This window comes from Mesorhizobium sp. M0808, assembly GCF_040320025.1.
Classification (GTDB): domain Bacteria; phylum Pseudomonadota; class Alphaproteobacteria; order Rhizobiales; family Rhizobiaceae; genus Mesorhizobium.
Genome location: NZ_JAMYOX010000002.1, coordinates 550,984 through 562,619, shown reverse-complemented (window position 1 = coordinate 562,619; position 11,636 = coordinate 550,984). Strand labels below are relative to the sequence as shown.

Annotated in this window: 9 protein-coding genes; 7 read left to right on the top strand and 2 right to left on the bottom strand. The window is 62.7% G+C overall.

The features are described from left to right. Positions 1 to 706: 706 nt before the first annotated feature. Together rhaI and NKI25_RS05645 are read right to left on the bottom strand one after the other, a co-directional pair. Complete coding sequence (gene rhaI / locus NKI25_RS05650; RefSeq protein ID WP_352784758.1) at positions 707 to 1,999, bottom strand: L-rhamnose catabolism isomerase; 1,293 nt, start codon at positions 1,997 to 1,999, stop codon at positions 707 to 709. 179 nt (positions 2,000 to 2,178) lie between these two features. Next, entirely contained in the window at positions 2,179 to 4,281 is a 2,103-nt protein-coding gene (locus NKI25_RS05645) for a bifunctional rhamnulose-1-phosphate aldolase/short-chain dehydrogenase (protein ID WP_352784755.1), read from the bottom strand. A gap of 187 nt (positions 4,282 to 4,468) precedes the next feature. On the opposite strand from NKI25_RS05645, the gene NKI25_RS05640 reads away from it, so the two are divergent. From NKI25_RS05640 to NKI25_RS05610, 7 genes are all read left to right on the top strand, one after another. Next, positions 4,469 to 5,278 (top strand): DeoR/GlpR family DNA-binding transcription regulator, encoded by an 810-nt coding sequence (locus tag NKI25_RS05640; protein WP_023677380.1) that lies wholly within the window; start codon positions 4,469 to 4,471, stop codon positions 5,276 to 5,278. 55 nt (positions 5,279 to 5,333) lie between these two features. Beyond that, a complete protein-coding gene (gene rhaS, locus NKI25_RS05635) occupies positions 5,334 to 6,329 on the top strand; it encodes a rhamnose ABC transporter substrate-binding protein (RefSeq protein WP_352684493.1) in 996 nt (331 codons plus the stop codon). 83 nt (positions 6,330 to 6,412) lie between these two features. After that, the gene (locus NKI25_RS05630) at positions 6,413 to 7,954 is read left to right on the top strand and encodes a sugar ABC transporter ATP-binding protein (protein ID WP_352998227.1); all 1,542 of its coding nucleotides are present in this window, start codon (positions 6,413 to 6,415) and stop codon (positions 7,952 to 7,954) included. After that, positions 7,951 to 8,928, top strand: coding sequence for an ABC transporter permease (locus NKI25_RS05625; protein WP_352784753.1), 978 nt, complete (start codon positions 7,951 to 7,953; stop codon positions 8,926 to 8,928). Before NKI25_RS05630 ends, NKI25_RS05625 begins: the two co-directional genes overlap by 4 nt. Further along, the gene (locus NKI25_RS05620; protein ID WP_352589179.1) at positions 8,925 to 9,926 is read left to right on the top strand and encodes an ABC transporter permease; all 1,002 of its coding nucleotides are present in this window, start codon (positions 8,925 to 8,927) and stop codon (positions 9,924 to 9,926) included. Before NKI25_RS05625 ends, NKI25_RS05620 begins: the two co-directional genes overlap by 4 nt. Next, a complete protein-coding gene (rhaM, locus tag NKI25_RS05615; RefSeq protein WP_352448660.1) occupies positions 9,926 to 10,243 on the top strand; it encodes an L-rhamnose mutarotase in 318 nt (105 codons plus the stop codon). The genes NKI25_RS05620 and rhaM overlap by 1 nt, the downstream gene beginning before the upstream one ends. Further along, positions 10,240 to 11,610: an FGGY-family carbohydrate kinase gene (locus tag NKI25_RS05610; protein ID WP_352589176.1), complete on the top strand. Its 1,371-nt coding sequence runs from the start codon at positions 10,240 to 10,242 to the stop codon at positions 11,608 to 11,610. The genes rhaM and NKI25_RS05610 overlap by 4 nt, the downstream gene beginning before the upstream one ends. Positions 11,611 to 11,636: the final 26 nt, after the last annotated feature.

The window sequence follows — 11,636 nt, the reverse complement described above, 5'->3', positions numbered from 1 at the left end:
CCTGACGCCTCCTCGCCGCCCTCAAGGCCGCTTCGCGCCGCCTACGGCGGTGGCCTGCGGCCAGCCCTGACCGCGGCTCAGCACGGCGCTGACATGCCCGGATAGGCCGCAACGGAGGAACACCGAACACAAGCTCTTGCAACGGAAGGAAGATGGCGTGATCGATCGATCCGTGACGCGCGAAACTCCGAGGGATCCATTGGCCAACGAAACCGCTGGCATGATTGGAACGGGCGTCGCGAACCCCACCTTGGCCAGCGGCCGCAAGGACCGTGCTCAAAGGCCGGACATATGGACGCAAGCGATCGAAAACGACGCAAAACAACCGTTGCAGGCAGGCGCCGTCCACATATAGATCCTAGGGTCTGCGCTGCGCTTCGCGTTCGCTCTGCCCTAGGATGACGAAGCGAGGTGACGCTTCCCGCCAATCTCCAACGTCCGCGACTGGTTCTTGTACCACCACGCGTTCGTCATCCTAGGGCGGAGCAGGAGCGAAGCGACGTAGCGGAGACCCTAGGATCCATGCCGTAACTTCTGAGCGCCGCAGCGTTGGTAGCAAGGCCACGCTTCATCGCGGCTCCCAGAATTTTCACGTTACAGCAATTTTGTTCTTGCTTTGTGCCGGCAGCTATGCTATTAATCTGGCTGTGGTGCTAATTGGCTCCAACGACCCGCCCTTCGTGGCGGGTTTTCATTTTCACCAACATCAAACAATCCCGCCGCCGACGCTCGCCACGGCCGGCCGTTCCGCTGCAAGCTTCGCCCGGTAGCCGGCGGCGCGGTAGGCGGCGACCGGATCGATGGCGCCGCCGGTCTTCAGCCGCGCCATGGCAAGGATCGGCTCGACGTCGGTGCGATAGGCTGTCTTCAGCGTCTGCGTCGCCATCAGCGCGTCATTGGCATGCTGGAAACCTTCGAGCGCCTTGCGGTCGACCAGCAGCGCCTGAGCATAGGCGCGCTGCACCTCAATTGCCGACAGCATCAGGCTTTCGATCGGGTCGGTGACGTTGTGGCTCTGGTCGAGCATGTGAGCCGGATCGAACCCTTCTGCACCTGAAAGCTCGGCATCGACGAGTTCGTTGAAGACAAGGAACAGCCGGTAGGGATCGATCGAGCCGGCGTCGAGGTCGTCGTCGCCATATTTCGAATCGTTGAAATGGAAGCCGCCGAGTTTCTTGAACTGGATCAGCCGCGACACGATCATCTCGATGTTGACGTTGGGGGCGTGATGGCCGAGGTCGACCAGACAGAACGCCTTGTCGCCAAGCTCTTTGGCGATGATGTAATTGGTGCCCCAATCCTGCACGACGGTCGAATAGAAGGCCGGCTCGTACATCTTGTGCTCGGTGAACAGTTTCCAGCCGTCCGGCAGTCCGGCATAGATCTCCTTCATCGCGTCGAGATAGCGCTCGAATGCCTTGGCGAAATTGACCTGGCCGGGAAAGTTCGAGCCGTCACCGATCCATACCGTCAGCGCTTTGGAGCCCAGCGTCCTGCCGATCTCGATGCATTCGAGATTGTGCTCGACCGCCTGCCGGCGTGTTGCTGCATCGGCATGCGACAGCGAGCCGAATTTATAGGAAAGTTTTTGGTCGCTGGCGTCGGAGAAGGTGTTGGAGTTGATGGCGTCGAAGCCGAGGCCGAAGCGGGATGCCGCCTGCTTCAGCCGGCTCGGATCGGCCTTGTCCCAGGGAATATGCAGCGAGACGGTCGGCGTCGCCTGCGTCAATTGCCGGATGACGGCGCAGTCCTCGATCTTGTCGAAAATGTCACGCGGCTCGCCGGCGCCGGGAAAGCGGGCAAAGCGGGTGCCGCCGGTGCCGACGCCCCAGGACGGGATGGCGACGGCGAATTTCTCGACCTTGTCGCGGATGGCGTCGATGGCGATGCCGCGGCGGTCGAGGCGCTCGCCGAGAGACTCGTAGTCGCGTCTGAGGTCGGCATCGCGCGCGGCATTGTGCCTGTCGACGAGGTCGGCGGAGATGATGGTTTCGGACATGGTGGTTTCCTCCCAATTTGCGTTGGTCGGCGCTGCCCCTCACCCTTACCCTCTCCCCGTAAAAACACGGGGAGAGGAGGATCACCGGCGTTGTAGCGCTTCCCTTCTCCCCGTCACTATACGGGAAGAAAGGTGCCGGCAGGCGGATGAGGGGCAGCGCAACCCTCAAAGACGGTCGCTTATCGCGTAAAACTCTGTGCGTTGCCGGCGTCGACGTTGATGATGTTGCCGGTCGATTTGGCCGACATATCGGAGGCGAAGAAATAGATCGCCTCGGCGATGTCTTCGGGGAACACCGACCGCTTCAGCATCGAACGCGAGCGGTAGTGCTCCTCGAGATCGTCGGTCGACATCTTGTAGGCGGCGGCGCGCTGTTCCTTCCATTCGCCGGTCCAGATCTTCGAGCCGCGCAGCACAGCGTCGGGGTTGACGACATTGACCCTGATCTGCGCTTCCGCGCCTTCCAGCGCCAGGCAGCGTGCCAGATGGATTTCGGCGGCCTTGGCAGTGCAATAGGCGGCGGCGTTTGGCGATGCGGCAAGCCCATTCTTGGAGGCGACGAAGACGACGTTGCCGCCGATCTTCTGCGCCCGAAACAGCCGGAACGCCTCCCGCGAAACCAGGAAATAGCCGGTCGACAGGATGTCCATGTTCTTGTTCCACAGCGTCAGCGTGGTGTCCTCGATCGGCGCCGAGGAGGCCAGGCCGGCATTGGAGACCAGAATATCGATGCCGCCGAATTCGACCGCCGTTTCGGCAAAGCCGGAGATCACCTGATCCTCGGACGTGACGTTGATGACTACGGGCCGCACGAAATCCTTGCCATAGGCCTTGGCAAGCTCGTCATTGGCGCTGGCAAGGGCTGCTTCGTCGATATCGGCCAGCACGACGCACGCGCCCTCGCGCAGCAGCCGGTTGGCGGTGGCCCGGCCGATACCGCCGGCGCCGCCGGTGACCAGCGCAATCTGGCCGGCAAGAGCCTTTGGTTTCGGCAGGCGCTGCAGCTTTGCCTCTTCGAGCAGCCAGTATTCGATGTCGAAGGCTTCCTGGTCGGGCAGGCCGACATAGGTCGAGACCGTCGAGGCACCGCGCATGACGTTGATGGCGTTGACGTAGAATTCGCCCGATATGCGCGCCGTCGCCTTGTCGCCGGCGAAGGTGAACATGCCAACGCCGGGCATCAGATAGACGACGGCGTTCGGATCGCGCACCGGTGGCGAATCCGCGTGCTTGCAGCGGTCATAATAGGCCTGATAGCCGACGCGATACTCCGCCACATCATCGGCAAGACGGGCAATGACGGCATCGACGTCGGGATTTTGGGGGTCGAACTCGATGACCAGCGGCCGGATCTTGGTGCGCAGGAAGTGGTCCGGGCAGGACGTGCCGAGTGCCGCCAGCGGCCGCAAATCCCTGGAATTGACGAATTCGAGCACGGCAGGGGAATCGTCGAAATGGCCGAGCTTGTGGCTGTTCTCCGAGATCAGGCCACGGATCCTCGGCATCAGTTTTGCGGCCACGGTGCGACGCGCAGGCGCATCGAGGGATTTGACGACTTCGCCGCCGAAAATCGGCTTGCCCTGGCTCTTGCGCTCGAACCAGTCGATCGCCTGGTTGATCACCGAGATCGTCGTCTCGTAGCATTCCTTCGGCGTGTCGCCCCAGCTGAACAGGCCATGACTGGCCAGTACGACACCCTTGGCTTCGGGGTTTTCGCGGCAGAATTTCTCCAGCCACAGGCCGAGCTCGAAGCCCGGCCGTTTCCATGGCAGCCAGCCGATCGTGTCGCCGAAGATCTCCTTGGTCAGCGCCTGCGAATCCTTGGCGGCGGCAATGGCGATGATGGCATCGGGATGCATATGGTCGACATAAGGCTTCGGCACGAAGGCATGCAGCGGCGTGTCGATGGAAGCCGCGCGCGGGTTGAGGTTGAAGGTGCAATGGGGCAGATAGCCGACCATCTCGTCTTCATGTTCGAGGCCGCGATAGAGACCTTTCAGCGCGCGCAATTTGTCCATGTAGAGCGTGGCGAAGCCGTCGAGCTTGATCGAGGCGCTGTCGCCGCCCGAGCCCTTGACCCACAGCACTTCCACGCTCTCGCCGGTGAGCGGATCGTTTTGCCAAATCTTGGAGGAGGTGTTGCCGCCGCCATAATTGGTGACGCGCTTGTCGGAGCCAAGAACATTCGAGCGATAGACCAGACGTTCGGGCTCGCTCATTGCTTGCGCTTTTGCGTCATTCCAAAGATTGGCGAGGCGCGTGCCGGAGCGCTTGTCGAGCATAGGTATCCTCCCTTTGGGACACGCAAACGGCGCGGGTCCCTTTTGTACGAATTTCTACGCAAGCGGCGGCCTTGTCAATCACAAACGATCAATATCAGTCATATTGCATTGCACAATGAAATTATCTGATCGGAAATGATTGACACTGCGCGCTTTGGGTGACTAGATGCTCCGGCAGGGAGGAACCATGCACGAGAAAGAGCGCCACAGGATCATTCTGTCCGCCGTCCAGGAAAAGCCTGTGGTGACGGTGCAGGAGATGGTCGACCTGACGGAGTCGTCGGAGGCGACGATCCGGCGCGACATCGCGGCATTGCATGTGCAAAAACGGCTGCGCCGGGTGCGCGGCGGCGCCGAGGCGCTTTCGCCGCCGCAGTTCATCGGCCTAGCCGGCCGGCCCTTTTCCGTCAACGAGACCATCAACGCTTCGCAGAAGCGGGCAATCGCGCGGGAAGCCGTGGATCTGTGCAAGGACGGCGAGCCGATCATCATCAATGGCGGCACCACCACCTTCCAGATGGTGCATTTCCTGACCGGCCGCCGCATGCCGATCTTCACCAATTCCTTCCCGATCGCGGAGCACTTGCTCAGGCACTCCAAGAACACGGTGATGCTGTCGGGCGGCACCATCTACCGCGAGCAGAACATCATCCTGTCGCCGTTCGACAATGACGTGACGCGCAATTTCTACGCGCGCCGCATGTTCATGGGCGCGCAAGGGCTGGGGCCGCTCGGCCTTATGGAAGGCGACCCGCTGCTGATCCAGGCCGAGCAGAAACTGATCGACCAGGCGGACGAATTGGTGGTGCTGGTCGATTCCTCGAAGTTCCGCAAACGCTCGAGCCTGATCCTGTGCGGCCTGTCGCGCATCGCCACGGTGATCACCGACGACGCCATCGAGGATCGCGAAGCCAAGATGCTGGAGACCGCCGGCGTGACGCTGATCATCGCCCGCACAACGGCAACCAACAAGGAAGAATCTTCGCTGCAGGCCTGAGAACCACTCACGCCCGCAGCGGCGATGGAATGCAACGCTCAAGGGAGGATATTCGATGAGCTTTCTGAAGAAATTGATGGTTACGGCGGCGTTCTCCGCCGCCCTGTTCGTGAATGCCGCCTACGCCGAAAACGTCAAGATCGCGCTGGTGGTGAAGTCGCTCGGCAACGGCTTCTTCGACGCCGCCAACAAGGGCGCCGAAGAGGCGGCCAAGGAGCTCGGCGATGTCGACATCATCTACACCGGCCCGACCAAGGCGACCGCCGAAGCGCAGATCGAAGTGGTCAATTCGCTGATCGCCCAGAAGGTCAATGCCATCGCCATTTCGGCGAACGACGCCGACGCGCTGGTGCCAGTGCTGAAGAAGGCGATGCAGCGCGGCATTACCGTCATCTCGTGGGATTCAGGCGTCGCGCCGGAAGGACGCCAGCTTCACCTCAACCCCTCCGATACCAACCTGATCGGTGAGACCATCATCAAGCTGGCCGCCGACTACCTGCCGGAAGGCGGCGATGTCGCCATCCTGTCGGCTTCTTCGACCGCGACCAACCAGAATGCCTGGATCGACGCGGCCAAGAAGGTGCTGCCGGAGAAGTTCCCCAAGATCAAGCTCGTCGCCACCGTCTATGGCGACGACGACTCGGCCAAGAGCACGGACGAAGCCAAGGGCCTGCTGAAGTCCTATCCGAACCTCAAGGCGATCATCGCACCGACCACGGTCGGCGTCGTTGCCGCCGCGCAGGTGGTGACCGACGAGGGCCTGATCGGCAAGGTCAACGTCACCGGCCTGGCGCTGCCGTCGGAGTTCAAAAAGTTCATCGACAATGGCGCCAGCCAGGCGGTTGCGCTGTGGAACCCGATCGATCTCGGCTACTCCGCCGTCTACCTCGCCCACGACCTGGCGGTGAAGAAGGAAGAGGCCAAGCCCGGTGCTACGCTGTCGATCGGCCGCGTCGGCAAGGTCACGCTCGACGACACCAACTCGGCTGCGATGGCTCCGCCCTTCCAGTTCGACAAGTCGAACATCGAAAAGTTCTCCAAGATCTATTGATCCTGGGACCTTCGAAACGGTGCGGCGGGGCTCAGGTTCCGCCGCGCTTTCAAACGAACCTTGCTACAGGGCTTGATACGATTATGGACACGACAGCCCAGCACGAAGTGGCACATGAAGCGCCTTTGTCATCCGGACCGCGCCTGACGCTGTCCGGCATCTCGAAAAGCTTTCCCGGCGTGCGGGCGCTGCACAATGTCGGCCTGTCGCTCTATGCCGGCCAGGTAACCGCGCTGATCGGCGAAAACGGTGCCGGCAAGTCGACGCTGGTCAAGATCATGACCGGCATCTACCAGCCGGATGCTGGCACGATCAGCATCGACGGCCAGCCGGTCACACTGCCCAGCGCCCACGCTGCGTTCGGGCACGGCATCACCGCCATCCACCAGGAAACCGTGCTGTTCGACGACCTGACGGTGGCCGAAAACATCTTCCTCGGCCATGCGCCGCGCACGCGTTTCAAAACCATCGACTGGCGCACCATGCGCAAGAATGCCCGCGAGGTGCTCGACACGATGGGCGCCGGCCATATCGACGCCGACGCCAGGCTGAAGGATCTCGGCATTGCCAACAAGCACCTGGTTGCGGTTGCCCGCGCCATGTCCATCGACGCGCGGATCGTCATCATGGACGAGCCGACGGCAGCGCTTTCGATGAAGGAGATCGAAGAGCTTTTCCTGCTGATCGAATTCCTCAAGAGCGACGGCAAGGCGATCCTGTTCATCAGCCACAAATTCGATGAGATCTACCGCATCGCCGACCGCTATACCGTGTTCCGCGACGGCGAGATGGTCGGCGAAGGCCTGATCAAGGACGCCGGCCAGAGCCAGATCGTGCGCATGATGGTCGGCCGCTCGGTCGATCACATCTTTCCGCAGCGCAAGGCCGAGATCGGCGCGCCGGTGCTGGCCGTCTCCGGCCTGTCGCACCCGACCGAGTTCGACGACATAGGCTTCGAGCTGCACAGGGGCGAAATCCTCGGCTTCTACGGCCTTGTCGGCGCCGGGCGCAGCGAGGTGATGCAGGCGATATCAGGCATCACCCGCACCAGCGGCGGCACGATCACGCTGGAGGGTAAGGCAATCGCGCCGAAATCGGCGGCGGATTCGATCTACGCCGGCATCGTCTATGTGCCGGAGGAGCGCGGCAAGCAAGGCGTGGTGATCGGCCTGCCGATCTTCCAGAATGTCTCGCTGCCCTCGCTCAAACGGACATCCAAATCCGGCATATTGCGGCTGGCCGAAGAGTTCGCGCTGGCTCGCTCCTATACCGAGCGGCTCGATCTGCGCGCCTCCTCGCTCAGCCAGGACGTCGGCACGCTGTCGGGCGGCAACCAGCAGAAGATCGTCATCGCCAAATGGCTGGCGACCGCGCCCAAGGTGATCATCCTGGACGAGCCGACCAAGGGCATCGACATCGGCTCGAAGGCGGCCGTGCACGGCTTCATGGCCGAGCTCGTCGCGCAAGGCCTGTCGGTGATCATGGTGTCGTCCGAATTGCCGGAAATCCTCGGCATGTCGGACCGCGTCGTGGTTATGCGCGAGGGCCGCATTGCCGCGGTCTACGACAATAAAGGGCTCGACGCCGAAACCTTGGTCCGGACGGCAGCGGGGATCGCGGCATGAAGGCTCTTCTCAAATACCGCGAGGTCTGGCTGCTGGCGGCAATCGTCGTGCTGATCGGGCTGATCTCCACGCGGTTTCCAGGTTTTTCCGATCCGGCCAACCTGCGCCAGGTGTTCAACGACACGTCGATCCTGATGATCCTGGCGCTCGGCCAGATGGTCGTCATCCTGACCCGCTCGATCGACCTGTCGATGGCTTCAAATCTCTGCTTCACCGGCATGGTGGTGGCAATGCTGAACGCCGCGCATCCGGCGATCCCGATCCCGCTGCTGATCGTCATCGCACTTCTGGTCGGCCTGGTGCTCGGCGCCATCAACGGCCTGCTGGTATGGCGGCTGAACATTCCCTCGATCGTGGTAACGCTCGGCACCCTCACCATCTACCGCGGTGCCACGTTCGTCATTTCAGGCGGCGCCTGGGTCAACGCCGACCAGATGAGCGCTGATTTCATCGGGTTGCAGCGCGCGGCTTTCCTCGGCATTCCGGTACTGTCGTGGATCGCCCTGCTGGTTATTGCGCTGTTCTTCCTCGTGATGACGCGCACCGCGCTCGGCCGCTCGATCTATGCCATCGGCGTCAACCCGACCGCATCGGTCTATGCCGGCATCGATGTCGGCCGGACGAAATTCACCGTCTTCTGCATTTCGGGGATGATCGGCGGCCTCTGCGGCTATCTGTGGATCTCGCGCTACGTCATCGCCTCGGTCGAGGTCGCCAACGGCTATGAGCTCAATATCATCGCTGCCTGCGTCATCGGCGGCATCTCGATCGCCGGCGGCATCGGCTCGGTCGGCGGCGCGGTGCTCGGCGCGCTGTTCCTCGGCATCATCTCCAACGCGCTGCCGGTCATCAATATCTCGCCCTTCTGGCAGATGGCGATTTCAGGCAGCGCCATCATCCTGGCCGTGGTGCTCAACGCGCGCGGCGAACGCCGGCAAGGCCGCATCATCCTCAAGAAGGCGGAAGCGGCATGACCGACACCCCTGCCCCACGCCATATTCCCGACCGGCTCGACAAGCCGCTGACGTCGGCGATCTTCTCATGGGAGGCGCTGCTGGTCGTCGTGGCGGTTGCCATCTTTGCCGTCAACAGCTTTGCCTCGCCCTATTTCCTCGACGCGTGGTCTCTGTCGGACCTGACCTTCAACTTCACGGAAAAGGCGCTGATCGCGCTGGCCATGGCGCTGCTGATCATCTCCGGCGAAATCGACCTGTCGGTGGCCGCCATCATCGCGCTGGCGTCAACAATGATGGGCATGGCGGTGCAGGCCGGCGCCGGCATGCCTGAACTGGTGGCAATCGGCCTCGTCGTCGGGCTCGGCTGCGGCGCCTTCAACGGACTGCTCGTCACCAGGCTCGGCTTGCCGTCGATCGTCGTCACCATCGGCACGATGAGCCTGTTTCGCGGCATTGCCTTCATCATCCTGGGCGACCAGGCCTACAAGGGCTATCCCGCGAGCTTCGCCTTCTTCGGCCAGGGCTATGTCTGGTGGGTGGTGTCGTTCGAACTGACGCTTTTCCTGGTCGCGGCAGTCGTCTACTGGTTCCTTCTGCACCGGACGAGCTTCGGCCGCCGGGTCTTTGCCATCGGCAACAACCCGGTCGCGGCGCAGTTTTCCGGCGTACGCGTCGGCCGTATCAAATTCATCCTGTTTTGCCTGACCGGCCTGATGGCGGGCATCGCCTCGGTGCTGATAACATCGCGGCTCGGCTCGACCCGGCCGTCCATCGCACAGGGCTACGAGCTGGAAGTCATCACCATGGTGGTGCTCGGCGGCGTCAGCATCCTGGGCGGCGCCGGCAGCATTCTGGGTGTGGTGCTGGCCGCCTTCATCATGGGACTGGTGACCTTCGGCCTCGGCCTGCTCAACGTGCCGGGGATCGTTATGTCGATCTTCATCGGCCTGCTGCTGATCATCGTTATCGCGCTGCCGATCCTGTGGCGGCGAGTGCGGCGGGAGCGCTTTGCCTGATGCCGGAGAAATACGCGTTCAAGATGAAGCTCAATCCGGGCATGAAGGCCGAATACAAGAGGCGCCACGACGACATCTGGCCGTCGCTGGTCGCGCTGCTCAAACAGGCCGGTATCTCCGATTACTCGATCCATCTCGACGAAGAGACCAACACCTTGTTCGGCGTGCTGTGGCGCCGTGACGACCACGGCATGGACGAATTGCCGAAGCATCCGGTGATGCAGCGTTGGTGGGCCGAGATGGCGGACATCATGGAGACCAAGCCGAACAACGAGCCGGTGGCGGTGCCGCTGGAAACAATGTTCCATATGGAATGACCCGCCACGTCGCCGTCATCGATATCGGCAAGACCAACGCCAAGGTGGCGCTGGTCGATCTTGCCGCAGCAAGCGAAGTCGCGCTGCGCAGGATGGTGAACGAGCCGGTTCGGCAAGGCCCGTACCCGCACCATGACGTCGAGCGGTTATGGGCGTTTATCCTTGGCAGCCTGGCCGAGATCGATCGCGAGCAGCGCATCGATGCGATATCGATCACCACCCATGGCGCTACGGGCGTGCTGGTCGACGCATCAGGCGAACTGGCGCTGCCGGTGCTCGACTACGAATTCGACGGGCCGGATGCCCTTGCCGGGGACTATGACACGATCCGTCCGGCGTTCTCCGAGACCGGCACGCCGCACCTGCCGGCCGGCCTCAATCTCGGCGCGCAGCTGTTCTGGCAGCAGAAGCGCTTTCCGGCGGATTTCGCCAGAACCGCAGCGATCCTGATGTATCCGCAATACTGGGCCTTGCGCCTGACCGGCATCGCCGCCAGCGAGGTGACTTCGCTCGGCTGCCACACCGATCTGTGGAACCCGTGGAAAGCGGATTTTTCGTCGCTGGTCGACCGGCTGGAATGGCGCCGGCTAATGGCGCCGGTGCGGCCGGCCAAGGACCGCCTGGGCCCGATCCTGCCCGCTCTCGCGCGGCAAACCGGCCTCGACCCGCAAACGCCGGTGTTTTGCGGCCTGCACGATTCCAACGCCTCGCTGATGCCGCATCTCCTGTCCGACAAGCCGCCTTTCTCCGTGGTCTCGACCGGCACCTGGGTGGTGTCGATGGCGGTTGGCGGCAACAAGATCGCGCTCGACCCGGCACGCGACACGCTGGTCAATGTCAACGCGCTCGGCGATCCCGTGCCCTCGGCGCGCTTCATGGGTGGCCGCGAGTTTTCCGTGCTGACCGAGGGCCAATCGGAGAACTGGACGGAAGACGATGTTGCCACGGTGCTGGCGCGCAAGACGTCCCTATTGCCCTCGACCCAACAGGGTTCGGGGCCGTTTCCGTATCATACCGCATCATGGCTTAACGCGGACGGTATGAGCGTCGGCCATCGCTTTGTCGCCATCTCGTTCTACCTGGCGCTGATGACCGCGACCTGCCTCGACCTGATCGGCGCGGACGGTCCCACCATCGTCGAAGGACCCTTCGCCCGCAACCGGCTGTTCACCCGCATGCTGGCTGCGGCGGCGGCGCGCGCCGTCATTGCCTCCGAGGCTGCGACAGGCACCAGCATCGGCGCCGCCTTGCTGGCGTCGGACCAGGGGACACCGCAAGGCAGAGGCGAAAGGACCGAACCGTCGGCCGATCCACTCTGGACAAGTTACGTGCGCTCCTGGCGTTCGGCGGTCGACGAACGAGCCTGACCGCCGAGCTCATGGCGCCCTGATGT